Raw genomic sequence first — 25,883 nt, 5'->3', positions numbered from 1 at the left:
GGGATGATCCCGGGTCTGGAGGGGCTCGAGCGCTTCCGCGTCGAGCTGGAAGAGCACGTCGCCACCGTCACCATTACCGCGCCGCCCGTGAACGCGCAGGACCGGCGCTTCCGCGAGGAGATCGTCCGCGTCTTCGACGTGCTGCACGACACGGCCGCGGTGCGCGCCGTGGTGCTGACCGGCGAGGGCCGCGCCTTCTCCGCCGGCGCGGACCTGCGCGAGCGGCCGAACCTGGCGGAGGAGCCCGGCGGCTATCCCCGCCACAACCGTCTCGTCCGCGCCTCCTTCGACGCGGTGATGGAGTGCGGCAAGCCGATCGTGGCCGCGGTGAACGGCGCGGCCATCGGCGCGGGCTGCGTGCTGGCGCTGTGCTGCGACATCCTGGTGGTGGCGGAGGACGCCTTCCTGTCCATGACCGAGGTGGATGTGGGCCTCGCCGGCGGCGTGCGCCACGTGCTGCGCTTCTTCGGTCCGTCCGACGCGCGGCTGATGATCTACACGGCCAAGCGCATGACCGGGTCCGAGCTTTACCGGATGAACGCGGCCTCCCTTTGCGTGCCGCGCGAGCGGCTGGTGGAGGAGGCGACGGCCATCGCCCGCCAGATCGCCTCCAAGGCACCGCTGGCCGTGCAGGCGGCCAAGCGCTCCTTCAACCTGACGGAGGAGATGCCGCTGCGCGACGGCTACCGCTACGAGCAGAGCCAGACGGTAGCCCTCGCCCGGACCGAGGACACGCGCGAGGCCCAGCGCGCCTTCGCCGAGAAGCGCAAGCCGGTCTTCCAGGGGCGCTGACGTGCAGGACCTCTCCCTCGACGAACTGGCCGCCCTGGACGAGGACGGCTTCCGCCGGCACGTGCGCGGGTGGATCGAGGCGAACTACCCGCTGGAGGTCCGCCACCCCACGCGCCGCCTCCACTGGCACGAGAACAGGCCCTGGTACCTTGCCCTCTCCCGCAAGGGCTGGCTGACGCCGGGCTGGCCGCGGGAATACGGCGGCATGGGCCTGGATGCCGCGCGCCAGCTCGTTATGATCGAGGAGATGGAGCGCTTCGGCGCCGCGCGCGTGAACGACATGGGGCTGGTCATGCTCGGGCCCATGCTCATCCGCCACGCCAGCGAGGAGCAGAAGCGCCGCTTCCTGCCGCGCATCCTCTCGGGCGAGGACATCTGGTGCCAGGGCTATTCCGAGCCCAACGCCGGCTCCGACCTCGCCGCCCTTCGCCTGGACGCGGCGGATGAGGGCGACCACTGGGTGCTGAACGGCCAGAAGACCTGGATCACCCTCGCCAACGACGCCAACTGGATCTTCGTTCTCGCCCGCACGAACAAGGGCGGCCGGAAGCAGGAGGGCATCTCCTTCCTGCTGCTGCCCATGGACAGCCCCGGCGTCACCGTGCGCCCCATCGTCAACCTCGACCTGCACGACGAGTTCTGCGAGGTCTTCTTCGACAATGTCCGCGTGCCCAAGGACATGGTCGTGGGCGAGGTGGACAAGGGCTGGAACTACGCCAAGGCCCTGCTGGGCTTCGAGCGCATCGCCATCGGCTCGCCGAAGCTCTCCTCCTCGGGCCTTGCGCGGCTGAGGGCGCTGGCGGCCGCCATGGGGAAGGATAAGGAGCCCGCCTTCCTCGACAGCTACGCGCGCTTCAGCATGGAGCTGGCCGACCTCAAGGCCCTGTACGAATCCTACGTGGAGCGCCTCAAGCGCGGGGAGCCGATCGGGCCGGACGTCTCCATCCTGAAGATCGTGCAGACCGAGCTGTTCCAGCGGATCACGGACGCCATGCTGGAGATCGCGGGCGGCAACGCCGGGCTGCTGGAGCCGATGGAGGAGGGGCTGCACCCCGCCGGCTCCTTCCTCCTGGCGCGGCCCTCCACCATCTTCGGCGGCTCCTCGGAGATCCTGCGCAACATCCTCGCGCGCAGCGTGCTGGACCTGCCGGCATGAGCGGCGCCCTGCCCCGCATCCGCGTGCTGGACATGAGCCGCGTCTTCGCCGGCCCCTGGGCCGCGCAGATCCTCGCCGATTTCGGCGCGGAGGTGGTGAAGGTGGAGCACCCCAAGGGCGGCGACGACGTGCGGCGCATGGGCTTCCCGCAGAAGGACGCGGAGGGCAAGCCGACCGGCGAGATGTCCTCCTTCCTCGCGATGAACCGCGGCAAGCGCTCCATCGCTCTCGACATCGCGACCCACGAGGGACAGGCCACCCTTCGCGCGCTCGCCGCGAAGGCGGACGTGCTCATCGAGAACTTTAAGGCCGGCGGGCTGGCGCGCTACGGGCTGGACCACGCCGCCCTCTCCGCCCTCAACCCGCGCCTGGTCTACTGCTCCATCACCGGCTTCGGGCAGGACGGCCCCTCCGCGGCGCTGCCGGGCTACGACCCGATCTTCCAGGCCATGAGCGGGCTGATGAGCGTCACCGGCGTCCCGGACGGCGAGCCCGGCGCCGGGCCGGTGCTTGCGGGCTACAGCGTGTCCGACATCAACGCCGGCTTCTACGCCACCATCGCCATCCTCGCGGCCCTCCACCACCGGGACACGGTGTCCGGGCGCGGCCAGCACATCGACCTCGCGCTGCTCGACACGCAGCTCGCGGCCCATTCGCACATCGCCATGAACTACCTCGTCTCCGGCCGGATGCCCGTGCGGGCCGGGACGGCGTCCCAGATCAACACGCCCTGGCAGGCCTTCGACACGGCCGACCGGCCCCTCATGGTGGCCATCGGCAACGACCGCCAGTTCGCCAGCTTCTGCGAGGCCCTCGGCCTGCCCGACCTACCCGCCGACCCGCGCTTCGCCACCAACGCGCAGCGCTTCGCCCACAAGCCCGACCTCCTGCCGCGGCTGCAGCAGGCCCTGCTGGCGCGACGGGCGGACGAGTGGGTGGCGGCCCTGAACGCCGTCGGCATCTCCTCCGCGCCCATCAACGACTTCGGCGCGGTGCGCGAGGACCCGCAGCTCCGCCACCGCGGCATGTGGCGGGAGATGCCGCATCCCCGCGCCGGCACCATGCCCTTCGTCGCCAACCCCGTCCGCTTCTCCGAGACGCCCGTCGCCTACACGCGCGTCCCACCCCTGCTCGGCGAGCACACGGAGGAGGTTCTCGCGGACTGGCTGGGCCCCGAGGCGTCCGCCGACCCGGTGCCCCCCACGCGGACCTGACGGCCGGTTGGTGAACGCATGACAGCAGGACGCCGCCATCCGGCGAACGGAGGAACCAGAATGCTCACCCGCCGCTAGGGCCTCGCCCTGCTCGCCCCCGCCGCCGCCCTCCCCGGCTTGCCCGCCCTCGCGCAAGCCAGCTTCCCCGACCAGCCCCTGCGCATGATCGTCCCCTTCGCGGCCGGCGGCCCCGCGGACATCATCGCCCGGCTCATCGGCCCGGCCATGACCCGGGAGCTGCGCCAGCCCATCGTGGTGGACAGCCGGTCCGGGGCCGGCGGCATGGTGGGGGTGGAGGCCGCGGCGCGCAGCCGGCCGGACGGCCTCACCACGGTCCTCGCCTCCACTGGCGCGCTGGTGGTGCTGCCCCAGCTCATGCCGCGCATGGCCTACGATGTGGCGAAGGACCTCGCGCCCATCACCCACGTCCTCTCCGTGCCGCAGCTTCTCGTCGTCAGCCCGAAGCTCGGTGTGAAGTCGGTGGCGGAGCTGGTGGCGCTGGCGAAGCGTCAGCCCGGCAAGCTCACCTACGGCTCGGCCGGCAACGGCAGCTCCCTGCACCTGGCCGGGGAGCTCTTCCGGCTGCGGACGGGCATCGACATCGTCCACGTGCCCTATCGCGGCGCCGCCCCCGCCGTGACGGACCTGCTGGGCGGCACGATCGACATGATCCTGGCCGACGTGCCGGTCGTCATCGCCCATGTCCGCGGCGGAGCCCTGCCGGCTCTTGCCGTCACGGCCGACCAGCGCCTGCCCTCCCTGCCCGAGCTGCCCACCATGGCGGAGGCGGGCGCGAAGGACGTGATCTCCGAGACCTGGTACGCCCTCTTCGCGCCCGCCGGAACGCCGCCGGACCGCCTCGCCACCCTGCACCGCGCGGCCGTGACCGCGCTGCGGGACACGGAGACGCGCCGCAACCTGATGGACCAGGGCGGCCTCGTCGTCGGCGGCACGCCGGAGGAGCTGGCGGGCTTCGTGCGGTCGGAGACCGCGAAGTGGGGCGAGATCATCCGCCTCGCCAACATCAAAATCGATTGAGGCCCGCATGCCCGCCACCGCCACGGAGGAGCGTGCCGAAGCGCTCCGCATGATCCGCGACAGCGCCGCCGTCGTGGTGCCGCCGGATGGCGGGCTGGGGCGGGTGCGCGGGCTGCGCTTCACCCTGCCGGGGATCGATCCCGCCGTCTGGAGGTCCATGGGCGCGATGGGCTGGATCGGGCTGCGCCTGCCGGAGGAGGCGGGCGGCGCGGGGTTGGGCATGGCGGAGGCCTGCGCGCTGCTGGAGGAGCTGGGCCGCGCCCTGGTGCCGGAACCGCTGGTCGCCGGCGCCCTCTCCGCCCGGCTGCTGGCCGCGGGCGGCGACACGGCCCTGCTGCCCGCGCTGCTCGCCGGGGAGAGCCTCGTCCTGACCGCCTGGCAGCAATCCGCGGACAGCCTGGAGGCGCCCGGCGATCGCGAGGGCGCGCGCCTCTTCATCCCCATGGCCGCCGCCGCGCAGGCGTTCCTCCTTCCCGTGCGGGAGGGCGGCGCGCTCGCGCTCTACGCGGTGGAAGGGGTGCGGCCGGAGACCCGGCGGACGCAGGATGGCGGCCATGTCGGCAGCCTGCTGCCGGACCTCGCGGCTGCGCGGCGCGTCGCGCCCAATGTGGGGGAGGCGATGGCGCTGGCGCTGGACGAGGCCGCGCTCGGCACCGCCGCCTACTTGCTGGGGCTGATGGAGCGCTGCTTCGCCATGACGCTGGACTACCTTCGCCAGCGCCAGCAGTTCGGCAAGCCGCTCGGGTCGTTCCAGGCGCTGCAGCACCGGGCTGCGGACCTGAAGATCCAGCTCGTGCTCACCCGCGCCAGCGTGGAGGGCGCGGCGGCTGAGCTGGACGCGGGGGCCACCGGCGACGCGCGCCGCGCCCTGGTCTCCCGCGCCAAGGCCCGCGCCGCCGAGGCCGCGATGCGCGTGACGCGGGAGGCGGTGCAGCTCCACGGCGCGATCGGCTACACGGACGAGTACGATATCGGCCTGTTCTTACGGAAGGCGATGGTGATAGCGAACGCCTTCGGCTCCGCCGCGCTGCACCGCGCCCGCTACATGCGCTGCGCGTCCCATCCCGGGGCGGCGTGAGAGACGGCCTCGGCCTCGGCGCCGAGGCGTCTGCCGGAGCCGGCACGCGCGCACAGCTCCAGCGTGCGGCTGCCGCCCGCGTGGCCGAACTCGCCGGCCCGGGCGCTCAGCCCAGTCCCGATCGTCTCCGGTAAAGCCGCGGGGGCGGACGGGGCCTTGAAGTGGCGAGGTGCGGCGTCGCGGGTGTCGTGAACGGCGCAGTCGGTGAATGAGGCGCCAACGTCTAAACCGATCCGACGCATGCTGGATTCCGCAACCTGCCTTCCGCGGCCAGCGCCGCGCGGAAGCGTTCCGCGCGGCACGGGGCGCCTAGCGGGCGGCGGTGACGACCACCTCGATCAGCGTGTTCGGGCCGAGCTCCGCGACGCCGAGAGTGGCGCGGGCGGGCAGGTCCTCCGGGCCGAACCAGGCGGTCCAGGCCTCGTTCATCGCGTCCTTCTGGCTCATGTCGGTGACATAGAGCGTCGCCGCGAGAAGCTTGGTCTTGTCGCTGCCGTTCTCGGCCAGCAGCTTGCCGATCTTCTCCAGGATGTCCGCGGTCTGCTCCTTCATGCCCTTGGAACGGTCGTCGGCCACGATGCCGCCGAAGTAGAGCACCCCGTTGTGCTCGACCACGCGGTGCATGATGGGCGTGCGGGCATGGCGTCGGATCATCGGTCTTCCTCTCTTGGTGATGCCGGGCGTCAGCCGGCCGGCTGCGGCAAGGCGGCCCTGGGCGCGGCCGCTGCCGGGCCGCCGAGGCGGTCGGAGGCGAAGCGGCCGGGCGCGAAGGCGGCGATGGGGCGGTTCGTGGAGCCCTGGGTGGCGAGCTGGGCGACGATGTCGCCCACCAGCGGGCCCAGCTCGAAGCCGTGGCCGCAGAAGCCGAAGGCGTGGATCACGCCCTCGGCCAGGGCGGAAGGACCGATGACGGGAATGTCGTCCGGCGTCACGCCCTCGATGCCGGCCCAGGCATGGACGATCCGGGTTTCCGCCAGGATGGGGAAGAGCTCCAGCGCCGTGCGGGCGGAATAGGCGAGCCGCTCCACGTTGAGCGTGGTTGCCCCGGACTCGAGGCTGCCGATGCCCTTGTGGCCGCCGCCGATCATCACCTGCCCGCTCTCGGCCTGCTTGAAGGAGATGGGCCGCGCGGTGGCGCCGACCACGGGGGTGACGAAGGCGGGTAGGCGCGCCGTCAGCATCATCATGAAGGCGTTGAAGCCGAGCGGGATCTCCTCGCCGAGGTGGCGCGCCAGGCGGGCGCCCCAGGCGCCGGCGGCGTTCACCAGCACGGGGGCGGCGTGCTCCGCGCCATCGGCGGTGCGGAGGTGCCAGAGGCCGTCCCGGCGCTCGGCGGCGATGACGCGCGCGCCCTCCACGATCTCGGCACCCAGGCCGCGGGCGGCGCGGCCGAAGGCGAGGCTGGTGCGATAGGGGGAGGCAAAGCCGTCCCGCCGCACGACCATGCCGCCCACGGCGTGGGGCGCGACGGCCGGGAGGAGGCGGCGCAGCCCGGCGGCGTCCACCATCTCCTCATGGGCGTAGCCGGCGGCGCGCAGGGCGGCGGCGCGTTCCTCCAGCACGGCGAGATCGGCCTCGCTCTCGGCCACCTTCACCTGGCCGGAGGCCCGGAAGCCGCAGTCGTCGCCGACCAGCTCCTCGATGCGGTGCCAGAGCTCGAGGGCCTCCAGCGCCAGCGGGATCTCGGCGGGGTGGCGGCCCAGGGTGCGGACGCCGCCGGCGGAGAAGCCGGAGGCGTGCCGGGCGAGGCGCCCGGCCTCCAGCACGCGCACGCGGCGGCCGCGCCGGGCAAGGTGGAAGGCGGCCGAGAGGCCGTGCAGCCCGCCGCCGACGACGAGAACCTCCGGCCCGCTCATGCCAGCCCCCCGGCGTCGAACTGGACGGGTCCGGGCTCGGGCATCTCGCGGGCCATGGCGGCCAGGGCCGCGAAGCCGACCGGCAGGGCAAAGGCGACCGGGCCGACAAGGGCGCCTTGCGCCAGCACGGCCGCGTCCCGCGCGGGGCCGGGCGGTTCCTCCAGCAGCGCTGCCATCGCTACGGGATCCAGGCGCTCGGCCGCGGGCAGCGGGCGGGGGCAGGCCTCGATGCGGGTATCCTCCGGTTGCCCAGCGAGCGCTTTCGCGGCGAGGCGGGCCTGGGCGAGCGCTTCCGCGCCCGTGACGCCGAGGGCCGGGCCGGCGGCGAAGACCCCGGGCTGCGAGGTCCCGCCCTGCCCGTCCACCACCGGCACGCCGCCATCGAAGGCGCAGCCGAGGGCGGCGAGGATGAGCGGCACGTCGTCCAGCACGAGCAGGCGGTCGAAGGGCAGCGCGCGCACCCCGCCCTCGTCCTCCACCCAGAGGCGTCCCGGCTCGGCGTGCCAGGCCCGCGGCACGACCGCGGCGCCGGGCAGGTGCCACGACGCTTCCAGGGCGGCGGGGCCGCTGCCGAGGATGGCGGGGCTCATTCCACGATGGCCTGGTAGGCGAGGGCGTTCAGGAGGCGGCGGTAGCGCAGCCGCGTCTCACCCGGCGTGAGGGTCATCAGCACCACGGCCATCTCCTCCTTCGGGTCGACCCAGAAGTGGGTTCCGTAGGACCCGCTCCAGGAATAGTCGCCGGGGTTGCCGAGGAGGTTGGTCCCCCGCGCGTCCCGCCGCACGGCGACGGTCAGGCCGAATCCGTAGCCCGCCTTGGTCGGGTCGGTGACGCCGACGCTGCCGCGGGCGTCGGCGGGCAGGCGATCCGTCACCATCGCCTCGACGGCGCGGGGGGAGAGGATCCGCCGTCCCTCCAGCGTGCCGCGGTTCAGCAGCATCTGGGCGAAGCGGATGTAGTCGGCCGCGGTGGTGCGGCCGCAGCCGCCGCCGCACTCGAAGCCGAGCGGCTTCGACAGGTCCGGCACGGTTTGCGGCCGCCCCGTCGCCGGGTCCTGCGGCAGGGGGCGGGCGACGCGGCCGGCCTTCTCCGCCGGCACGGTGAACCCGGTGTCGGCCATGCCCAGCGGGCGGAAGATCCGCTCCTCCATGAAGGCGCCGAGGTTCTGGCCCGACACCTCCTCGACGAGCCGCCCCAGCACGTCGACCGACAGGCCGTATTCCCAGGTGGTGCCGGGCTGGCTCACCAGCGTGGCCTCGCCGATCTTTCGGATGAAGTCGGCGCCGCTGTAGCCGGTGCCCGAGCCGATGGAGGAGGGCGGGAAGGTGCGGTAGGCCGCCGAGCGGTCGCTGCCATAGGGGATGCCGGAGGTGTGGCGCATCAGGTCCTGCACCGTGACCGGCTGCGCCACGGGCACGGTCGCCGTCCCCTCCGCGCCCTGGTCCGGCGCCGCGACCCGCATCGCCGCGAGGGGTGGAAGGTAGGTGGCGGCCGGGTCGCCGAGGGCGAGCCGCCCCTCCTCGAGCAGCATCATCGCGGCCACGCCCGTGATGGGCTTCGTCATGGAGGCCATGGCGAAGATGGCGTCCAGCGGCATCGGCGTCCCGGCGGCGCGATCCAGGTACCCGTAGGCCTGATAGTGGACGAGGCGCCCGCGGCGCGCGATCGCGACCACCGCGCCGGGCATGCGCCCCGCCTCCACCTCCGCCCGCATCGCCGCCTCGAGCCGGCCCAGCCGCTCGGAGGACATGCCCACCTCCTCCGGCAACGCGCGCGGCAGCGGGTCCGCCGCGCGCGCCGAAGGGACGGCGGCGCCGAGGGCGAGGGTGAAGGCGCCCAGCAGGGCGAGGGACCGCAGCATGCTTCTCTCCTCGGAGGGTTCGGGCGGGATCGCCGGGCGGACGACGGGCGCGGCTAGCCCACCTCTTCCGGCGGAAGCGCGGCGAGTTCGCCCACCGTCAGCGGCTTGAAGGGCGCGCGGGGCCGAAGGGTCCCGGCCTGCTCGATGGAGATGCCGCGCTCGGCGGCGATCACGGCGGCGACGGTGGTGCCGCACATCCGCCCCTGGCAGGGTCCCATTCCCGCGCGGAGATAGGCCTTGGCCTGGTTCGGGCCGGTGGCGCCCAGCCGGGCCGCCTCGCGCACCTGGCCGGCGGTGATCTCCTCGCAGCGGCAGACGATGGTGGAGTCGTCCCGCGGGGCGAGCACCTCCGGCGCGGGGGCGTAGAGGCGGTCCAGGAAGGGACGCAGCGCGAGGGCGGCGGCGAGCCGGGCGCGATGCGGCGCGGCGCGGCGCGCGGCCTCGGCGGCGGGGAGGCGGCCGAGGCGGCGGGCGGCGTCAATGGCCGCGAGGCGCCCGGTGGCGGCCGCCGCTTCCCAGCCTCCTATGCCGCCGCCGTCGCCCGCGACCGCGACGAGGTCGTGGCTGCTGGCGCCCCATTCGTCGAGCGCCGGGCGCCAGCAGCGCTGCGCCTCGTCCCAGTGGTGCTCCAGCCCGAGGGCGCGGCTGACATGGGTGGAGGGGATGACGCCCTCGTGCAGGAGCAGCGTGTCGCAGGCGAGCTCGCCGCCGGCCCAGCGGACGCGCCGGACGCGGTCCTCGCCCTCGGCGCGCAGGTCGCGCACGCCGCGCACGACCGACAGGCCGTGGCGCCTGGCCTCGCGCACCAGGCCGATGCCCTTGGTGAGCAGGCGCCGGCCGGTCCAGAGGCCGCCCGCCCGGAAGGCGTCCCAGAGCGCGCCCTTGCCGCCGGTCTCGAGCAGCGTCATCGGCCCGGCGCCGGCGCGGAGAAGCTGCACGGCGAGGAGCCAGGCGAGCGGGCCCTGCCCCGCGAGGACCACCGGGCCCTGGGGCACGGCGCCGGCGGTCTTCAGCAGGATCTGGGCGGCGCCGGCCCCCATCACGCCCGGCAGGGTCCAGCCGGGGATGGGGACCGGGCGTTCCTGCGCGCCGGTGGCGAGCAGGAGGCGGGAGGCCTGGATCTCCTCCGAAACGCCGTCCCGCAGCACGGAGATCACCCCGGTGGCAAGGTCCACGTGCCAGAGAGCGGTGCGCGGGCTGTAGTCAACGCCCGTGGCGCAGCGGAAGCCGCGAACCAGGGCGCCGCCGTCGTCGAGGAACTCGCCGGCCAGGGCGGGGTCGGCGCCCGCGGCCTCCACGGCCCGGAAGACCTGGCCGCCGGGGGCGGGCTGCTCGTCCACCACGAGCACGGAAAGGCCGAGCGAGGCCGCCTCGACCGCCGCGGCCATTCCCGCGGGGCCGGCGCCGGCGATGGCGAGGTCGTAGCGCCTCATGCCGCGATCCCCGGGGCCGCGCCGGGGCGGGCCTGGCGGGCGCCCCGCTGGGCGGCGATGCGCATGCCCGGCGCCACCGTGACCATGCAGGCCTGGCGGCTGGCCACGCCGTCGATCTCGGCGAGGCAGTCGAAGCAAACGCCCATCATGCAGTAGGGCAGCCGCGGCGCGCCCCCCACGGGCGTCTCGCGGATGGCGGGGAGGCCGGCGAGCAGCACGGCGGCGGCGGCCGAGGCGCCTTCCGGCACCAGGACGGGGCAGCCCTCGACGAAGACCTCCACCGTGGCGGGGCGAATGTCAGGCCGCGGAGCGAACATCGTGGAAACGCCTTGCGCTGAAGGGGTCCATCTCCGGCGGCAGGGCGCCGGCGGCGATCATGGGGGCGAGGAGGTCGGCATGGGCGCCCGCGAGGGTGACGCCGGAGTGGCAATTGGCCGTGAAGGCGCCGGGGAAGCGCTCGGCCTCGTCGTAGATGGGCAGGCCGTCGGGCGCCATGACGCGGAGCGCCGACCAGGCCCGCACGATGTTCAGCTCGGCGATCCAGGGAAAGGTGAGGACCGCGCGCTGCGCCATCGTGCGCATGATGCCGGGCGTCTGGGTGAGGCTGTCGTAGCCCGCCTCCTCCTTGCTGTCGCCGATCAACACCGAGCCCTCGTCGGTCTGCCGGACGGTGGTGGTGGGCATGGGGAGGAGCTGGCGCGTGCGCTCGGTCACCAGCACCTGGCCGCGCTGCGGGCGCACCGGGGCCTCCAGGCCGAAGCGCGGCGCCAGCGAGGCGTTGCCGAGGCCGGCGGCGAGGACGATGCGCGGGGCGCGGTGCGTCTCGCCGCCCGCCCTCACCGAGAAGTCGCGCGGGGCGGCCGTGCCCTCGGAGACGCCGGCATTGGGGCGGTAGGTTCCGCCCGCGTCGCGGAAGGCGGTGTGCAGGGCGCGCAGGAGGTGCAGGGGGCTGGCGTGGCCGTCATAGGGCGTCCAGCTGGAGCCCACGACGGCACGGCCGATGCCGGGCAGCCTCTCGGCCGTCTCCGCATGGTCGAGCATGCGGTACTCCATGCCGAGGTTGCCGGCCTCGCGCTGGAGCTGCGCCATGTAGGCGGCGCGCTGCTCGAACTCCTCCTCGGAGAGGCAGACATGGAGGCCGCCGGGCTGGTGCAGGGCGGTGTCCAGGCCCGTGCGCTCGGCGAGCTCCGCCGCGAGGCCCGGCCAGGCCTCGGCCGAGCCGCGGGTCCAGCGCTGGTAGTGCGGCGCGCCGAGCCCCTTGGACTGCACCCAGACAAGGCCGAAGTTGCCGCGGCTGGCGCGGTGGGCGACGTCGCCCTCGTCCAGCAGCACGGTGGCCAGGCCGCGCTTCTGCAGCCCGTAGGCGATGGCGGTGCCGACGAGGCCGCCGCCGATGACGATGGCGTCGTGGGTCACGCGCGGCTTTCCCCCGTGAGCAGGCGGTCGATGGGATAGAAGCGGTCCAGCACCAGCAGCAGCACCGTCGTGCCCGCGATGAGGGCGGCGGAGACGGAGGCGACGAGCGGGTCCGTCATCTGGTCGATGTGGGTGAAGAGCCGCACGGGGATGGGCGTGTAGGAGGGGGAGGCCAGGAAGAGGCTCACGGTCAGCTCGTCGAAGGAGGTGATGAAGGCGAGGATCCAGCCGCCGGCGAGGCCGGGCAGGATCAGCGGCAGGGTGATGCGGCGGAACACGGTGAGGCGGTCCGCACCCAGGCTCTCGGCCGCCCGCTCCACCCGCGGGTCCAGCCCCATCAGCCCCGCGGAGACGAGGCGAAGCATGTAGGGGGTGATGACCACCAGATGCGCGGCGACGAGGCCCGGGAAGGATCCGGCGAGGCCGAATCCGGAGAAGAAGCGCAGCAGGGCGACGCCCAGCACGACGTGCGGGATCATCAGCGGCGAGACGAGCATCGCCGCCAGCACGTCCCGCCCGCGGAAGCGGTGCCGGGCGATGGCGAGCGCGGCCGGTACGGCGATGGCGGCGGAGAGGGTGGCGGAGGTGAGCCCGAGGCCGAGGCTGACCCAGAGGCTCTCGACGAATTGCGGGTTGTCGGCGATGGCGGCCCACCAGCGGAAGGAGGCGCCGTCGAAGGGCATGGCGAGATAGCCCTTGTCCGTGAAGGAGACGAGGACCACCACCACCAGCGGCGCCAGGATGAAGGCCGCGAAGAAGAGGTGGAAGACGAGGGCAAGGGCGCCGTTGCGGTCCCGGCGGTTCATCACGCCCCTCCCAGACGGCGGAGCGCGCGGCGCTCCACGAAGCGGGTCCAGAGGAGGGTGGCGGCGAGGATGGCGGCCAGCAGCAGGGTGGCGATGGCGGCCCCGAGCGGCCAGTTCAGCGTGTTCAGGAACTCGTTGTAGGCCATGCTGGAGACGACCTTCAGCCGCCGCCCGCCGAGCATGGCGGGGGTGGCGAAGGCGGAGGCGGAGAGGCAGAACACCATCAGCGCCCCGCCGAGCACGCCCGGCATGATGTTGGGCAGGATGACCCGGCGGAAGATGGTGAGCCGGCCCGCGCCCAGGCTCTCCGCCGCGAGCGAGAGCGAGGGGTCCAGCCGGCCGAGGCTGGCCCAGACCGCGAGCACGACGAGCGGCACCATGACGTGGACGAGGCCGAGGACGACCGCGAACTCCGTGAACATCATGCGGAAGGGCGCATCCGGCACGCCGAGGGCCACGAGCGCCCCGTTGATGAGGCCGTTCGTGCCCAGCAGCACCATCCAGCCGAAGGTGCGCACCACGACGGAGACGAGCAGCGGGCCCACGACCAGCAGCAGCATCAGCCCGCGCCAGCGCGGCGACATCCGGCGGATGATCCACGCCTCCGGCACGCCGATCGCCAGGCAGATGACCGTGGTGACGAGGGCGATCCGGAAGGTGCGCGCCAGCGCCTCCTCGAAGAGCGGGTCGGTGAAGAGGTCGGCGTAGTTGGCGAGGTCGTAGCGGGGCAGGATGCCGCGGGAGAACTCGAAGCCCTGCAGGCTGAGGACGAGCACGCTCGCCAGCGGGACGACGAGCGCCACCAGGTAGACGACGCCCGACGGCGCGGCCAGCAGTGCCGGCGAGGTCCGGCCCGCGCTCATGCGGCCTCGAGCTGGCGAAGGCTGTGGGGATCCCAGGCGAGCGAGACGCGCGCGCCCTCCTCCACCGGCGGGGCGCCCGTGTTCTGGGCGGTGACCATCATCGGGCCGAGCGCCGTGTCCACGCGGTAGAGCCAGGAGGCGCCGAGGAAGACGCGGGAATGCACGCGGCCGGGCAGCGCGCCCGCGTCCTCGGGCTCGATGCGCAGGCGCTCGGGCCGGATGGTCAGCATCACCTCGCCCCGCGCCCCTGCGAGCTCCGGCGGCAGGGCGAAGCGCCGGCCGGCGGCCTCCGCCATGCCGTTCGCGGCACGCGCCGGCAGGCGGTTGCTGCGCCCGAGGAAGTCCGCGACGAAGCCGTCCGCCGGCACCTCGTAGGCGCGCCAGGGCTCGTCCACCTGCATCACGCGGCCGGCCTGCATGACGGCGACCCGGTCGCACAGCGCCATCGCCTCCTGCTGGTCATGGGTCACGAGGATGGTGGTGACGCCGACGCGGCGCTGCAGCTCGCGCAGCTCCACCTGCATCTCCTCGCGCAGCTTGGCGTCGAGGTTGGAGAGGGGCTCGTCGAGCAGCAGGAGCTGCGGCTCGATCACCAAGGCCCGGGCCAGCGCTACGCGCTGCTGCTGGCCGCCGGACATGTTGCGGGGGAAGCGGTCGGCGAGGTGGGAGAGGTGGACGAGGTCCAGCGCCTCCGCCACCCGCCGCGCGCGCTCGGCCCTCGGCACCCGGCGCATCTCCAGCCCGAAGGCGACGTTCTCCGCCGCCGTCATGTGCGGGAAGAGGGCGTAGGACTGGAAGACGAGGCCGATGCCGCGCCTGGCCGGCGGCGTGTCCGCGAGGTCCTGGCCGTCGAGGACGATGCGGCCCTCGCTGGGCGTCTCGAAGCCGGCGATCATCTGCAGCGTGGTGGTCTTGCCGCAGCCGGAGGGGCCGAGGAGGCCGAGGAACTCGCCCCTGGCCACCTCGATGGACACGCCCTGCACGGCGGTGATGGGGCCGTAGCGTTTGGCGACGCCGTCGAGGACGAGGTAGCCGGGGCGCATGGGGCTCAGCGCTCCACTTCGCGCTGCCAGCGTCGCGTCCACTCCGTGCGGTTGGCGTTGATGGTGTTCCAGTCCAGCGAGACGAGCTCCCGCACCTGCTCCTCCCCATAGATCACCTTCCCGGCGACATCCGGCGGCAGCTGCGTGTTGCGGTTGGTCGGGCCGGAACCGTACTGGCGGGAGAAGGTGGCCTGCACCTCCGCCGAGACGAGGTGGGCGAGGAACTTCTGGGCGAGGTCCGGGTTGGGCGCGCCTTCCACGGCGCAGGCGGCCGTCATCAGCACCACCCCGCCCTCCCGGGGCCGCACGAAGCCCATGGGGAAGCCGGCCTCCACCATGGCCGCCGCACGGGAGGAGCCCCAGACGGCCAGCCAGATCTCGCCGGACTGGAACATCTCGCTCATCTTGCCCGGGCTGCTCTCGTAGGCCAGCACGTTCGGGTTGATCCGCTCGCGCATGGCGCGGAAGCCGGGGTCGATGCTCGTCTCGCTCCCGCCGTTCACGCGCGCCATCATGGAGAGGATGTGCAGGCCGTAGGTGTTGTCGATGCCGGGGATGGCGAGGCGGCGGCGGAACTCAGGGCGCGCCAGGTCCATCCAGGAGGCCGGCACGGGCAGGTTGCGCTCGCGGAAGACCTTCGTGTTGTAGGCGATGCCGGTGTAGCCGAAGCCGGTGCCGAGGGCGCGGCCCTCGCCCATCACGGCGACCGGGTAGAGGCTGGCCACCGCCGCCTGGTCCGCCGCCTTCTGGCAGAAGCCGAGCGAGATGGCCTGGGTCATCGGCCCGTCGTCCAGCACGGCGACGCCCACCTCCTGCCGGCCGCGCTGGGCCTGCAGGCGCGCGAGGCTGTCGGAGGAGTTGCCGGCGAGGTAGTCCACGCGGGCGTTGTTGGAGCGCTCGAAAGCCGGGATGACCGACTGGCGCATGATGCTCTCGTAGGAACCGCCATAGGCCGCGACGACGAGGCGCTGCTGCGCCCTGGCCGGTGCCGCCAGGCCGCCGGTGATGCCGATCGCGGCCACGGCGGCCAGAAGAAGCCTGCGCACCATTGTCACTCCTCGTCCCGTCACGAGACGCCGGTGCCTGTCCGGCGGTCGACGCTGCGTCCGTCTGAACGCTGGCATTCTTCGGCCTCACCGAGCAAATTCATAAAAGTCCCCTTTTCATTCCCTGGAGTAGCGACGCTGACCCCTCGCCGCCTTCATCAGCTCGAGGCCTTCCGCGCGGTGATGCATGGTGGGTCCGTCACCCGCGCGGCGGAGATTCTCTCCCTCTCGCAGCCCGCCGTGACGAAGCTGCTGCGCGCGTTGGAGGAGGAGACGGGACTGTCCCTCTTCGACCGCAGCCGGCGGCGTCTCACCGCGACCCATGAGGCGCACCTCTTCGAGGCGGAGGTGGCGCGCCTCTTTGCTGCGGCGAAGCGCGTGGACCGGCTGGCCAACGACATGCGCTTCGCGGGGGTGGGCGAGCTGCGGGTGGCCGCCCTTCCCTCCTTTGGCATCGGCTTCATCCCCGCGCTGCTCGCGCGCTTCGCCAAGACCGAGAAGGGGCCGCGCGTCTCGCTCACCGTGACAAGCTCGCTCGAGGTGCATGACATGGTGCAGTCCGGGCAGGCCGATATCGGCTTCGCCTTGCCACTGGGGGCGGCCGGTGCGCTGAACGTGGCGCCGCCATTCCCCCTCCCGGGCGTGCTCGCCCTTCCGCCGCGGCACCGGCTTGCAAGGAAGGCCGTGGTGGAGCTGCGGGACTTGGAGCGCGAGCCCTGCGTCTCGCTCGGGCGCCAGTACCGGCTGCGGGATATCGTGGATGAGCTGTTCGAGCGACACGGCATCGCGCCCATCCAGGTGGCGGAGACGCAGAACGGCGCCGCCGCTTGCGAGATGGTGGCGCAGGGTTTGGGCTTCACGATCGCCAATCCCGTCACCGCCGCGGATTTCGGCAAGCGGCTTGTGTTGCGACGCCTGCGCCCGACGGTTGAGTTTCCGGTGCATGTTCTGTCACCTCCGGGCCGGCGGATGTCCCGCACCGCCACGCAGTTCCTGGAGACGGTCCAGGAGGCGACTGCGCCGTTTCTTAAGCAGTGGGGCTGACGGATTGTGGTGCTTGGGACGTCAAGACGTTGATGGCCGCTGAGATCCGCCCCGGTTTAGGGTGAAGGCGCCACTTAGTGGCGGCGGCGTTCGAGCAAACCCTTCGACGTCTTCGATCCCGCGGCTGACGAGCGGCCGCTCCTTCCTTGGCCCAGCGCCGCTACCCCGAGTTTGGATGATGCGAGGATTGTGGGACCAATCGCAGCCCGAACGGGGTCGACGACTGCACTGACCAGCCCTCACAATGAGATCCAGGCAATTTTTAGTGGAGCATGGCTGCGGCGAGCGGTGCTGCGTGCCCTGCTGCATGGCTACTGGCAGGGGTTGTCAGCCGGAGCCCAGGAGAAGCTCACAAGGCGGAGGCGCTACCACCCGCCTCCGCTCTGACCCGCTATTTTCCATTCTGCCGGCCTGAGCAATGGCCGGACAGGCCCCCCCGAGACCGAGCGCCACGGCCAGGATGCAGCGTAGCAACTCACTGATCTGCCGGAGAAAAGCATGGTGGGCGCAGTAGGGCTTGAACCTACGACCCGCTGATTAAAAGTCACCTCACCATCTACACCGCACTTTCATGCAGCCTTCCGCAGCCTTCCGCAGCCTTCCGCAACATACTGCTCTTTCATACCGTCGTGCGGACTGCGCGACCCACAAGCCTACCCCGCCCCCCGCTTGCCTCCGCACTGAATGTCCGACCAATGTCCGGGTATTAGGATCGGGAGACGTCCGCTTGAATATACCGCGAGAGGACGGGGTAGGGATGGATAAGGCTTCCAAAGAGAGCGGGACCTTGCGGCTCTTGCTTTGACGGAATGCAGGGCTGGATGCCGCGCTCGGCGAGCGCCTTGCGGAAGCGGTTGCTGTCGTAGCCCTTGTCGCCGAGCAGCTCCTTGGCGCGCGGCAGACTGGGCAGCATTAAGGCTGCGCGCCTGTGGTCGCTCATCTGCCCTTCGGTGAGCAGCAGGACCACGGGGCGACCCTTGCCGTCACAGACGGCGTGGAGCTTGGAGTTCAGGCCGCCCTTGGTGCGCCCCATACGGCAGGGAACATCCCCTTTTTGAGCAGGCTTGCCGCCGTCCGGTGCGCCTTGAGGTGGGTGGCGTCGATCATCAGGCGCTCCGGCTCGCCCGCTCGGCCCGCAAGCCCGGCGAAGATGCGGTTGAACACGCCGAGGAGGCTCCAGCGCACGAAGCGGTTGTACAGGATCTTGTGCGGACCGTAGGCCGCCGGGGCATCGCGCCAGCATAGCCCGTTGCGGATGACATGAAGAATGCCGCTGACCACCGGCTGATCGTCGACCCGGGGCACCCCGTGCGAGAGCGGGAAGAGGGGTGCGATCCGCCGGATCTGCGCCCTCGTCAGCCAGAACAGGTCAGCCACGGCAGCACCTCCGGCCACCATGGAATCAGCCATCCACATCAGCCGCTAGCCCCAATTAATAGGTCCTGACCCAAAACCATAAGGTCCCGCCGCTCAGTCAACTCGGCCGAACCGCAGTCCAAGCACTCCATTTCAAGCTTCCACCCGCCCATCAACCCGTCAGCAGCTTAACCCTTGCCTTCCCTACCTCGCCGATCTTACCACCCATAGCGTGAGAGCCGACAAAACCATCCGTCGGACGAGTGAGCACGGCGGAGCCATGAGGCGCGTGGGTTTGCTGGTCGAGTCAAGCGTAAGCCCTCGATGGTTAGGACCACGTCCACTTCTTCAGCGCTTCTCGATGTTCCAGAAGACGGGCACGGGCGAGGGCAGCACGCCCGAAAGGCTGGAGCGGTAGGCAACCATGGTGAAGGATTGGCCGAGCAGCCGGTAAGGATGCACCTCCGCGAGACGCCGGTGCAGGCGCTCCAGCAAGGCCGGACGGTTGGCGTCCGGCGCGTTCAGGTACTCACGCCGCAGGGCCTCCGCCGCCTCGTCACAGGGCCAGCCGGCGAAATTGCTGCGGTCGCAGGCGGTATTCACGCCGATGTTCGTAATGGGGTTCCACATCAGCGGGCCGGGCGCGCCAGTGACGTAGACGTTCCACCCGCCTTGATCCGGCGCGGCCTGGCTGGAGGTGCGCGTGATGACGCTGGGCCAGTCCATCCATTGCAGGTCAACGTTCAGGCCGGCCTGGCGCATGGCCGCCGCCGTCACCTCCGCCATGCGGCCGAAGAAGGGGATCTCGGTCGTGGTCGGGAAGACGATACGCTCGCCGCGGTAGCCGGCCTCGGCGAGGAGCTGGCGAGCGCGGGGAAGGTCGCGGCCGAAGCCCTCGGCGCCGGCCTCGGTGCCGTTGGGGGAGCCGCAGACGAAGAAGGCGTTGCAGCGGCTCCAGTAGGTCTCGTCGCCGTAGCCGGCCGCCAGCGTCTCCGCCTGATCGACGATGTAGGCGAGGGCCGCGCGGGCCCGGACATCGTTGAAGGGTGGGTGCAGGCTGTTGGGGCGCAGCATGGCCTGGCCCGCTAGGTCGGTCAGGCGGGTCACCCGAATGGCGCGGCTGCGCGACAGGACGGGCAGGAGGTCGAGCGAGGGGCGCTCGATGAAGTCAACCTCGCCGGCCTGCAGCGCCGTTGCGGCGGTGGCGGGATCGGGGAGGATGCGGAACTCCACGCGGTCCACCTTCACCACCCGGCCCCCGGCGAGGCCGTCGGGCGGCTCGGCACGGGGCACGTAGTCGGGATTGCGGTCGTAGACGACGCGGTCGCCGCTGACCCTTGCGGCGGCGTTGAAGCGGAAGGGGCCAGAGCCGATGAGGGTGGTCGCCGGGCGGCCGCGCTCGGGGATGTCGGCCGCGCGCATGATCGCGGCGAAGCGCGACGGCGCCGCGGCGAGGACCGAGACCATCGCCGGGAAGGGTTCCCGGAGCGTCCACTCGAAGGTGCGGTCGTCCACCACCGTCATCCCCGTGGTGATGGCGGCGATGCGGGTCGCGGTCGCGTCGATGGTCATCCAGCGGCGCAGCGAGGCAACGACGTCGGCGGTGGTGACGGGCGAACCGTCGTGGAAGCGCAGGCCCTCGCGCAGGGTGAACCGCCAGCGGAGCCCGTCCTCCGAGACGCCCCAGTCCGAGACCATCTGAGGCCGCGGCTGCATCCTCGAATCCCACGCAAAAAGGGACTCCCAGACCATCGTGCCGTGGATGGTCGAGATCCAGGCCGTCCCGAAGACAGGATCGGTCACGGCCACGTCGGCCTGCGGGACGACGCGCAGGACGCTTCTCGGTTCCTGCGCGCCCACCGGCGTGGAGAGCAGGGCGGCCGCCAGCGCGGCGGCGTGGAGGACGCGGGGGGTCATGCGGAGGTCTCCTCGTTCTCTTCTTCTGCTTCGGCGCGCCCGAAGGCGCGTTCCAGGGTCCGGCCGGCTCGCAGCACCGTAATCTCGTCGAACGGTTGACCGACAATCTGCACGGCCAACGGCATCCCGCCCCGCCCGAAGCCGGCCGGGACGCTCATCGCGGGGTGCCCCGTGACGTTGAAGGGGCTCGCCTGCAGCGGCCAGGCGGTGGGTTCCGCGCCCTTTGCCGCGAGGGGCGCGACGTCGAGCGAGATGGCCGTGAGGAGCAGGTCCACACTCTGCATAACGCCGTCCACCGCCGCCGTCAGGCCGCGGCGCAGGCGCCGCGCGTCGAGGTAGTCGGCCGCGCCGATCGCGACGCCGGCCGCGAAGCGCCGCGCGGTGATCGGCGCGAAGGCGCGCGGGTCGCGCCGGAGAGCGGGCGCGTGGATGGCCAGGGCCTCCGCCGTCATGATCACGCGGTTGACGGCCAGGAAGAGGTCGTAGTCCGGCAGGGTCACGTCCGTCACCGTTGCGCCGGCGGCGCGCAGGTGGCCGATCGCGGCCTCGATGGCGTCGCGGGCTTCGGGCACGAGAAGGGGCGAGGCCCCGAAGAAGTGCCGGGGGACGCCGACCCGCAGGCCCGCGACGCCGTCGCCCAGGCCGGCGCGGTAGTCCGGCACGGGACGATCGACGCTCGCCTCGTCCCGGGGATCGTGGCCGGCCATGACGCCGAGGGCGATCGCGGCGTCCTCCACGCTCCGGGCCAGGGGACCGACGTGGTCGAGGGTGGGCGCGAGGGGGAAGGCGCCGCGGCAGGAGACGCGGCCGCGCGTCGGCTTCAGCCCGACGATGCCGCACCAGGCGGCTGGGCCGCGGATGGAGCCCGCGGTGCAGGATCCCGGCGCCATCCGGATCATCCCCGCGGCCACGGCGGCGGCCGAGCCGGAGGAGGAGCCGCCCGGGATGCGGCCGGGGTCCCAGGGGTTGCGCGCCGGGGGGAAGCGCGCCTCCTCCGTCGGGCCGCCAAGGGCGAACTCGTAGGTCTCCAGCTTGCCAAGGAAGACGGCGCCGCCCGCCCGCAGCCGGGCCACCACCCCCGCGTCCTCGGCGGCCGGCTCGTCGGGGCGGCTGCGGGAGTTGCAGGTCGTCGGCCAGCCCGCGACGTCGAGGATGTCCTTGATCGCCGTGGGGATGCCGTGGAGGGGGCCGCGGTCGAGACCGCGCGCGAGTTCTGCGTCGGCCCGCGCGGCGTCGGCGAGGGCGGCGTCGGGATCAAGGCGCACGAAGGCGCGGATGACGGGATCGACCGCCGCGATCCGGGACAGGGCCTCCCGCGCCAGGGCGACGGCGGTGAGGCGGCCGTCGCGCAGCCCGCGCGCCGCGGCGACGAGGGAGGGTGCGCCCTCGACGCGGGCGATGGGGCAGGAATAGGCTTCCGACCTCACCGCCCGCCGTCTCTCGGCAAGAGGCGGGGCGGCGCGAGAGCGGGCGGGAACGGCATGCCAGAGCGGAATCGGGAAACGGACGGGGCGGCGAAAACCGATCGGACGGAGGCTGAGCTGATCGGCGCCTTAGCCCGGGCAGAGATCGCCCTGCCGCCGGAATGGATCGCTGCAACGGCCGCCGAGTACCAGGACATTCGGGCCAAGATCGCCCGGCTGCGCGAGTAAGCAGTCCATCGCGTTTCGTGCCTGCCCGACGCCTCCCGAAGGGGCGCGCGCCGCTTTCGCCAGGAAGGACCGGCGAGGAGCGTCGACAGGATGTGGGGAGGTCGCAGCCACACGGTATCATGGGCGGGCATGCCAGCCTCCTCGGGCGGTAGCGCCGGCCGCCGAGGCGGTCCGCGCGGGCATACAGGGTGGCGCGGCCGCCCCGCCGGCCGGAAGTGGGCAGGCGCGGCGCTGTCGATTATCCTCAACGCTCGTCCCTGGCAGGAGGCGCCCCATGGCGATGGTCGGCACGGAACTGAAGGCCCTGCGGACGCGGCGCGGCCTCGGCCTGCGGGAACTCGCGGCGCGGTCGGGCGTGTCGCACTCGGCGATCTCCCTGATCGAGCGGGAGCGCATGAGCCCCTCCGTGGACACGCTCGGCGCCATCCTGGGCGCCCTCGGCACCACCCTGTCCTCCTTCTTCGCGGAGCTGGAGAGCGGGCAGCCGAGCCGCCCCTTCTACCGCGCCGACGAGCTGGTGGAGATCGGCCGGCCCGACCGGGTCTCCTACCGCCTCGTCGGCATGGACTACCCTAACCGCCGCATGCTGATGCTCGCCGAGCGCTACGCGCCGGGCGCCGCGACGGAGGCGAGCGTGACGCACCGGGCGGAGGAGGCGGGCATCGTCACGCGCGGCGCGGTGGAGGTGACGGTGGGCGAGCGCCAGGCGGTGCTGCGGGCGGGCGACGCCTACTACTTCGACAGCCAGCAGCCCCACCGCTTCCGCAACGTCGACCCGGGGGTGAGCGAGATCGTCAGCGCCATCACCCCGCCCACCTACTGAACCGGCCGACCAAGCCGGACAACCGAGCCGGGCTGCTAAGCCGGCGATTATCCTGTCCGCCCCGAACCGCCCGCTTGCGCCGCTCCGCCCGACCGGGCTGTGTTCCGGGGGCATTGTCAGCATGGGCCACCAGCAGGGCGCCCTCCGCGTCCAGCGCCAGCCCGTCCGGCCTGCTCGGTCCGCCGTGGAGGTGACAGAAGATGCTTGCCTTGGTCACGCTGCCGTCCGCGTGCAGCGGCAGACGCCAGATCTGGTTGGCCCGCGTCGCCGCCACCAGCAGGAAGGAGGCGTCGGGCGCGACGACGAGGCCGTTGGGGCTCGGGACCGTGCCGATGAGGCAGTCCAGGCGCCCGTCCGGGCCCAGGCGGTACACGCGCCCCGTCGGGTCCTGCAGCCCCGTCTGCCCCTGGTCGGTGAAGTAGAGCTCGCCCGAGGGGCCGAAGACGAGGTCGTTGACGCCCTTGAACCCCTCGGAGCGCGCCGGAGCGGCCGAACCAGGTCTCGGCTTATGACTTCGTGGAGGACCGCACCCAGGACGGGCGCAAGTTCCGGATGCTGAACGTGGTGGACGAGTTCACCCGCGAGTGCCTGGCCATCCGGGTGGGCCGACAACTCAGGGCCGCCGACGTCAACGACGTACTCTCCGATCTGTTCGTTCTGCGCGGCGTGCCGGGCCATGTTCGTTCAGACAATGGACCTGAGTTCGCTGCCACGGCCGGGAAGAGCTGGATCCGCGGCGTGGGCGCGAGAACGGCGTTCATCGAGCCGGGTAGCCCCTGGGAGAACGGCTACGTGGAGAGCTTCAACGGCAAGCTGCACGACGAACTGCTGAACGCCGAGGTGTTCAACACACTCGCCGAGGCCAAGGTGCTGATCGAACAATGGCGACGGCACTACAACACCGTCCGTCCTCACTCCTCCCTCAACTACCGCCCGCCCGCGCCAGAGGTCGTCCTCACGCACCTCGGCATGCCATCACACCGCCAAAGCGCCCCTGCCTCAGCCCAGTTCTTGCCGATGCGCCATTAACATCCGACCCGGCGCACCTCGTGGGGGCTTGTCATAGACCAGGCCTGCATCCGCTTGCGGCGCGGTTGGTGCCGGTTCAGTGTCCCAAGGAGCAGAGGGGTTCCAAGACCCCCTGGGGGACGTCCATGATCGCTCAATCGCTCCGCTTTGCCTTTACTATGACGGCAGCCTTGCTGATGGCCGCACCGGGGTCGGCCCAGACCCCTGCGCCCCGTGAGGTACCGGCAAAGACCTTGCCAGTCCCGGCGACGGTCAGCCCGCCGATGCAGGCGATCATCGCCCAGCCGCTCCGGACCAACTGGGACAGGCCGCCGACGACGCCGGAGGGATGGCGCCAACTCGCCGACAGCACCGCGGCCACGGTTGCACCGCAGATCCCGCCGATGGCCGAGCGGATGCGGGTGACGATCGAACCGTCCACGATCGACGGCGTGCGCGTCTACACCATCACCCCCGCCGACATGCCGGCGCAGAACCGGAACCGGCTCGCCGTCCACGTTCATGGTGGCTGCTACGTCCTGAACCCTCACGAGGCGGCCCTGCCAGAGGCCATCTTCCTGGCAGGGTTCGCTCGGATGAAGGTGATCGCGGTCGACTACCGCATGCCGCCGGAGGCGTATTTCCCCGCGGCACTCGACGATGCCATGACGGTTTACAGGGCGGCGACCAGGATGGTGCCTCCGGCAAACATCGCTGTCTTCGGCAGCTCCGCCGGCGGCGCGTTGACGCTGGAGATGATGCTGCGCGCCAAGCAGGACAGATTGCCGATGCCGGGCGCCATCGCACCCGGTACGCCCATGTCGGATGTGACCAAGCAAGGCGACTCGTTCCAGACCAACGCCATGGTCGACAACGTCCTCGTCTCGCCCGACGGGTTCTGCGACGCGGCCACACGCTTCTATGCCAACGGCCATGACCTGAGGGACCCCATGCTGTCCCCGGTCTACGGCGACGTTCACGGCTTCCCGCCCACCATTCTCACCACCGGGACCCGGGACCTGCTGCTGAGCAACACGGTCCGCATGCATCGGGCCCTGCGTCAGGCCGGCACCGAAGCGACCCTGCAGGTGTTCGAGGCCCAGTCGCACGCGCAGTACTACCGCGACGACCGCATCCCTGAGGTGAAGGAGGCCTTCCAGGAAATCGGACAGTTCTTCGACCGGCACCTCGGGAGGTAGCCCGTCGCTCGCGCGGCGCTGGCCCTACCAAGCTGCGTCGTTGAGGCATCCATTCTGCGGATGCAGTCCGTTCACGAACACGACTGAACGGGACTGGAGACGGCGGTACCGTCCTGGCCAGTAGCCTGCACCCCGTCAGTCGCCCGGGCGGATAGGGCGCTTGCCGCCTCTCTCTGTGCTCGAGCCGGAACGAACAGGGGTTCGGCGGCCAGTTACCACGCGATCCCGCTCGGCGTTTCCTCGCGCTTCAGCAGAAAGGTGCGAAGGCGTGATCCTCTGGCGTGGTTGGGGCATCCTGACGTTCCCCATTGTGGCTCTGACCGGCGGGCTTGTCGTCTCGATCCTCCACAATCTGATGACAGGAACGGGGCGCTACGCTGGCCTGGCTTTGAGGGCGGGCCTGCTCACCGCGGCCGCCGTCAACTGGTTCGTTGGCATCTTATCGCACAGGTCGCCCGATTGGGCGCCTTTGCGTAGGCTGACACAGGGACGATCTCTCGGACCGTTAGAGACGCCCGTCATGCCCTTCAAGGCCAAGGCTGACCGCCGGCACCGCATCCCCAAACAACGCCAGAGGGTAACCAACTGGGCTGAGTACGACGCCGGCCTGCGCGCCCGCGGCAGTCTCACTGTGTGGTTCACGGCAGAGGCGATCGAGGGGTGGCGAGCTGAGGCGCGCAGTGGCCGGGGTGGCTAGGCGAAGTACTCGGATCTGGCGATCGCAACCGCCCTGACGTTGCGTGCTGTGTTCCGCTTAGCGCTGCGTCAGACGGAGGGTCTGATCGCCTCGATCTTGCAGCTACTCGGTCTTGATCTGGCGGTGCCAGACCACCCCACCCTCAGCCGTCGGGCGGAGACGCTGGAGGTGCTGCGGCCGAAGTCGGGCAGCGAGCCAGTGCACCTTCTGGTGGACAGCACCGGTTTGCGGCTGTGCGGTCCCGGCCGATGGCTGGAAGAGAAGCATGGCAGCAAGCGCCGCCGGGCCTGGAAGATGCTGCACCTTGCCACGGACGCCGACACGGGCGAGATCGCCGCCTCGGTGCTGGCTGGCAGGGATGCCGATGACGGCTTGCAGATCGGCCCCTTGCTCGAGCGGGCTGGTGGTGCCGTGGCCTCCTTCACGGGCGACGGCGCCTACGACCGGGAGGACGTCTATGCCGAGGTCGTGGCGCACCACCCCGATGCGGCTGTGGTTGTGCCACCCCGCGCGAGTGCTGTGCCAAGCGGAGCCGCACAGTCCGCACCAACGCAGCGGGACGCGCATCTCCGATGCATCGCCCAG

General features: G+C 71.9%; 24 protein-coding genes and 2 pseudogenes. 10 read left to right on the top strand and 16 right to left on the bottom strand.

The features are described from left to right. The first annotated feature begins 3 nt into the window (after nt 1–3). The 5 genes from EAH89_RS15145 to EAH89_RS15125 all read left to right on the top strand — a co-directional run bounded on the left by EAH89_RS15145 (nt 4) and on the right by EAH89_RS15125 (nt 5,278). Complete coding sequence (locus EAH89_RS15145) at nt 4–792, top strand: enoyl-CoA hydratase/isomerase family protein (RefSeq protein WP_140884532.1); 789 nt, start codon at nt 4–6, stop codon at nt 790–792. Between the two features lies 1 nt (nt 793). Continuing rightward, complete coding sequence (locus EAH89_RS15140; RefSeq protein ID WP_140884531.1) at nt 794–1,948, top strand: acyl-CoA dehydrogenase family protein; 1,155 nt, start codon at nt 794–796, stop codon at nt 1,946–1,948. Next, complete coding sequence (locus EAH89_RS15135) at nt 1,945–3,162, top strand: CaiB/BaiF CoA transferase family protein (protein WP_162861320.1); 1,218 nt, start codon at nt 1,945–1,947, stop codon at nt 3,160–3,162. The genes EAH89_RS15140 and EAH89_RS15135 overlap by 4 nt, the downstream gene beginning before the upstream one ends. Nucleotides 3,163–3,324: 162 nt before the next feature. Beyond that, a complete protein-coding gene (locus EAH89_RS15130) occupies nt 3,325–4,200 on the top strand; it encodes a Bug family tripartite tricarboxylate transporter substrate binding protein (protein WP_140884530.1) in 876 nt (291 codons plus the stop codon). A gap of 7 nt (nt 4,201–4,207) precedes the next feature. Continuing rightward, entirely contained in the window at nt 4,208–5,278 is a 1,071-nt protein-coding gene (locus EAH89_RS15125; protein WP_140884529.1) for an acyl-CoA dehydrogenase family protein, read from the top strand. Between the two features lie 309 nt (nt 5,279–5,587). Here the strand turns inward: EAH89_RS15125 and EAH89_RS15120 are convergent, their stop codons facing one another. Genes EAH89_RS15120 through EAH89_RS15070 form a run of 11 tightly spaced genes read right to left on the bottom strand, consistent with a single transcriptional unit; the run spans nt 5,588 to nt 15,605 of the window. Further along, entirely contained in the window at nt 5,588–5,932 is a 345-nt protein-coding gene (locus EAH89_RS15120) for a RidA family protein (protein ID WP_140884528.1), read from the bottom strand. Between the two features lie 29 nt (nt 5,933–5,961). Continuing rightward, nucleotides 5,962–7,134 carry an NAD(P)/FAD-dependent oxidoreductase gene (locus tag EAH89_RS15115; RefSeq protein WP_140884527.1) on the bottom strand — a complete coding sequence of 391 codons (1,173 nt, stop codon included), beginning with the start codon at nt 7,132–7,134 and terminating at the stop codon, nt 5,962–5,964. Further along, the gene (locus EAH89_RS15110) at nt 7,131–7,724 is read right to left on the bottom strand and encodes a hypothetical protein (RefSeq protein ID WP_140884526.1); all 594 of its coding nucleotides are present in this window, start codon (nt 7,722–7,724) and stop codon (nt 7,131–7,133) included. The genes EAH89_RS15115 and EAH89_RS15110 overlap by 4 nt, the downstream gene beginning before the upstream one ends. Next, nucleotides 7,721–8,995, bottom strand: coding sequence for a serine hydrolase domain-containing protein (locus EAH89_RS15105; protein ID WP_140884525.1), 1,275 nt, complete (start codon nt 8,993–8,995; stop codon nt 7,721–7,723). Before EAH89_RS15105 ends, EAH89_RS15110 begins: the two co-directional genes overlap by 4 nt. Before the next feature lie 53 nt (nt 8,996–9,048). Beyond that, nucleotides 9,049–10,428, bottom strand: coding sequence for an FAD/NAD(P)-dependent oxidoreductase (locus EAH89_RS15100; RefSeq protein ID WP_140884524.1), 1,380 nt, complete (start codon nt 10,426–10,428; stop codon nt 9,049–9,051). Next, nucleotides 10,425–10,745 (bottom strand): 2Fe-2S iron-sulfur cluster-binding protein, encoded by a 321-nt coding sequence (locus EAH89_RS15095; RefSeq protein WP_140884523.1) that lies wholly within the window; start codon nt 10,743–10,745, stop codon nt 10,425–10,427. The genes EAH89_RS15100 and EAH89_RS15095 overlap by 4 nt, the downstream gene beginning before the upstream one ends. Further along, nucleotides 10,726–11,844: an NAD(P)/FAD-dependent oxidoreductase gene (locus EAH89_RS15090; protein ID WP_140884522.1), complete on the bottom strand. Its 1,119-nt coding sequence runs from the start codon at nt 11,842–11,844 to the stop codon at nt 10,726–10,728. Before EAH89_RS15090 ends, EAH89_RS15095 begins: the two co-directional genes overlap by 20 nt. Beyond that, nucleotides 11,841–12,650 carry an ABC transporter permease gene (locus EAH89_RS15085; RefSeq protein WP_140884521.1) on the bottom strand — a complete coding sequence of 270 codons (810 nt, stop codon included), beginning with the start codon at nt 12,648–12,650 and terminating at the stop codon, nt 11,841–11,843. Before EAH89_RS15085 ends, EAH89_RS15090 begins: the two co-directional genes overlap by 4 nt. Further along, nucleotides 12,650–13,513, bottom strand: coding sequence for an ABC transporter permease (locus tag EAH89_RS15080; protein WP_140884520.1), 864 nt, complete (start codon nt 13,511–13,513; stop codon nt 12,650–12,652). The genes EAH89_RS15085 and EAH89_RS15080 overlap by 1 nt, the downstream gene beginning before the upstream one ends. Further along, entirely contained in the window at nt 13,510–14,556 is a 1,047-nt protein-coding gene (locus EAH89_RS15075; protein ID WP_140884519.1) for an ABC transporter ATP-binding protein, read from the bottom strand. Before EAH89_RS15075 ends, EAH89_RS15080 begins: the two co-directional genes overlap by 4 nt. A gap of 5 nt (nt 14,557–14,561) precedes the next feature. Beyond that, nucleotides 14,562–15,605: an ABC transporter substrate-binding protein gene (locus EAH89_RS15070; RefSeq protein WP_140884518.1), complete on the bottom strand. Its 1,044-nt coding sequence runs from the start codon at nt 15,603–15,605 to the stop codon at nt 14,562–14,564. Nucleotides 15,606–15,704: 99 nt separating this feature from the next. Here EAH89_RS15070 and EAH89_RS15065 point away from each other — a divergent pair, with 99 nt between their 5' ends. Continuing rightward, nucleotides 15,705–16,646 (top strand): LysR family transcriptional regulator, encoded by a 942-nt coding sequence (locus tag EAH89_RS15065; protein WP_338325533.1) that lies wholly within the window; start codon nt 15,705–15,707, stop codon nt 16,644–16,646. Nucleotides 16,647–17,352: 706 nt separating this feature from the next. On the opposite strand, the gene EAH89_RS33435 is transcribed toward EAH89_RS15065, so the two are convergent. The 4 genes from EAH89_RS33435 to EAH89_RS15040 all read right to left on the bottom strand — a co-directional run bounded on the left by EAH89_RS33435 (nt 17,353) and on the right by EAH89_RS15040 (nt 21,346). After that, nucleotides 17,353–17,613 carry a hypothetical protein gene (locus EAH89_RS33435; RefSeq protein ID WP_408906297.1) on the bottom strand — a complete coding sequence of 87 codons (261 nt, stop codon included), beginning with the start codon at nt 17,611–17,613 and terminating at the stop codon, nt 17,353–17,355. Between the two features lie 41 nt (nt 17,614–17,654). Continuing rightward, the gene (locus EAH89_RS33430; protein ID WP_161993610.1) at nt 17,655–18,023 is read right to left on the bottom strand and encodes a transposase; all 369 of its coding nucleotides are present in this window, start codon (nt 18,021–18,023) and stop codon (nt 17,655–17,657) included. Between the two features lie 327 nt (nt 18,024–18,350). Further along, a complete protein-coding gene (locus EAH89_RS15045; RefSeq protein WP_140884515.1) occupies nt 18,351–19,919 on the bottom strand; it encodes an ABC transporter substrate-binding protein in 1,569 nt (522 codons plus the stop codon). Beyond that, on the bottom strand, nt 19,916–21,346 hold the full coding sequence (locus tag EAH89_RS15040) for an amidase (RefSeq protein WP_241667036.1): 1,431 nt from the start codon (nt 21,344–21,346) through the stop codon (nt 19,916–19,918). Before EAH89_RS15040 ends, EAH89_RS15045 begins: the two co-directional genes overlap by 4 nt. Before the next feature lie 499 nt (nt 21,347–21,845). Between EAH89_RS15040 and EAH89_RS15035 the strand changes: the two genes are divergently transcribed. Then, nucleotides 21,846–22,394 carry a cupin domain-containing protein gene (locus tag EAH89_RS15035; protein ID WP_140884514.1) on the top strand — a complete coding sequence of 183 codons (549 nt, stop codon included), beginning with the start codon at nt 21,846–21,848 and terminating at the stop codon, nt 22,392–22,394. On the opposite strand, the pseudogene EAH89_RS15030 reads toward EAH89_RS15035, so the two are convergent. Further along, nucleotides 22,375–22,845, bottom strand: a pseudogene (locus EAH89_RS15030) (SMP-30/gluconolactonase/LRE family protein); the annotation flags it as partial. The gene EAH89_RS15035 and the pseudogene EAH89_RS15030 overlap by 20 nt on opposite strands. A gap of 20 nt (nt 22,846–22,865) precedes the next feature. Between EAH89_RS15030 and EAH89_RS15025 the strand changes: the two are divergent. The 3 genes and pseudogenes from EAH89_RS15025 to EAH89_RS15015 all read left to right on the top strand — a co-directional run. Continuing rightward, nucleotides 22,866–23,423 (top strand): annotated as a pseudogene (locus EAH89_RS15025) (IS3 family transposase); the annotation flags it as partial. A 125-nt stretch (nt 23,424–23,548) separates the two neighbouring features. Next, nucleotides 23,549–24,601, top strand: a complete 1,053-nt coding sequence (locus EAH89_RS15020; RefSeq protein ID WP_140884513.1) for an alpha/beta hydrolase — start codon at nt 23,549–23,551, stop codon at nt 24,599–24,601. Between the two features lie 712 nt (nt 24,602–25,313). Further along, nucleotides 25,314–25,883 (top strand): IS5 family transposase (locus tag EAH89_RS15015; protein ID WP_277753838.1); only part of this gene is annotated, 570 nt, incomplete at its 3' end.

The sequence above is a fragment of the Muricoccus nepalensis genome (genome assembly GCF_006438825.1).
Lineage (GTDB): Bacteria > Pseudomonadota > Alphaproteobacteria > Acetobacterales > Acetobacteraceae > Roseomonas > Roseomonas nepalensis.
The sequence above is the reverse complement of the archived record's forward strand: the minus strand, read 5'-3'. Positions and strand labels throughout refer to the sequence as shown.

Coding starts and splice junctions, on each gene's coding strand:
- EAH89_RS15145 (WP_140884532.1), top strand. CDS start 4: ATGATCCCGGGTCTGGAGGGGCTCGAGCGCTTCCGCGTCGAGCTGGAA.
- EAH89_RS15135 (WP_162861320.1), top strand. CDS start 1,945: ATGAGCGGCGCCCTGCCCCGCATCCGCGTGCTGGACATGAGCCGCGTC.
- EAH89_RS15130 (WP_140884530.1), top strand. CDS start 3,325: ATGATCGTCCCCTTCGCGGCCGGCGGCCCCGCGGACATCATCGCCCGG.
- EAH89_RS15125 (WP_140884529.1), top strand. CDS start 4,208: ATGCCCGCCACCGCCACGGAGGAGCGTGCCGAAGCGCTCCGCATGATC.
- EAH89_RS15120 (WP_140884528.1), bottom strand. CDS start 5,932: ATGATCCGACGCCATGCCCGCACGCCCATCATGCACCGCGTGGTCGAG.
- EAH89_RS15115 (WP_140884527.1), bottom strand. CDS start 7,134: ATGAGCGGGCCGGAGGTTCTCGTCGTCGGCGGCGGGCTGCACGGCCTC.
- EAH89_RS15110 (WP_140884526.1), bottom strand. CDS start 7,724: ATGAGCCCCGCCATCCTCGGCAGCGGCCCCGCCGCCCTGGAAGCGTCG.
- EAH89_RS15105 (WP_140884525.1), bottom strand. CDS start 8,995: ATGCTGCGGTCCCTCGCCCTGCTGGGCGCCTTCACCCTCGCCCTCGGC.
- EAH89_RS15100 (WP_140884524.1), bottom strand. CDS start 10,428: ATGAGGCGCTACGACCTCGCCATCGCCGGCGCCGGCCCCGCGGGAATG.
- EAH89_RS15095 (WP_140884523.1), bottom strand. CDS start 10,745: ATGTTCGCTCCGCGGCCTGACATTCGCCCCGCCACGGTGGAGGTCTTC.
- EAH89_RS15085 (WP_140884521.1), bottom strand. CDS start 12,650: ATGAACCGCCGGGACCGCAACGGCGCCCTTGCCCTCGTCTTCCACCTC.
- EAH89_RS15080 (WP_140884520.1), bottom strand. CDS start 13,513: ATGAGCGCGGGCCGGACCTCGCCGGCACTGCTGGCCGCGCCGTCGGGC.
- EAH89_RS15075 (WP_140884519.1), bottom strand. CDS start 14,556: ATGCGCCCCGGCTACCTCGTCCTCGACGGCGTCGCCAAACGCTACGGC.
- EAH89_RS15070 (WP_140884518.1), bottom strand. CDS start 15,605: ATGGTGCGCAGGCTTCTTCTGGCCGCCGTGGCCGCGATCGGCATCACC.
- EAH89_RS15045 (WP_140884515.1), bottom strand. CDS start 19,919: ATGACCCCCCGCGTCCTCCACGCCGCCGCGCTGGCGGCCGCCCTGCTC.
- EAH89_RS15035 (WP_140884514.1), top strand. CDS start 21,846: ATGGCGATGGTCGGCACGGAACTGAAGGCCCTGCGGACGCGGCGCGGC.
- EAH89_RS15020 (WP_140884513.1), top strand. CDS start 23,549: ATGATCGCTCAATCGCTCCGCTTTGCCTTTACTATGACGGCAGCCTTG.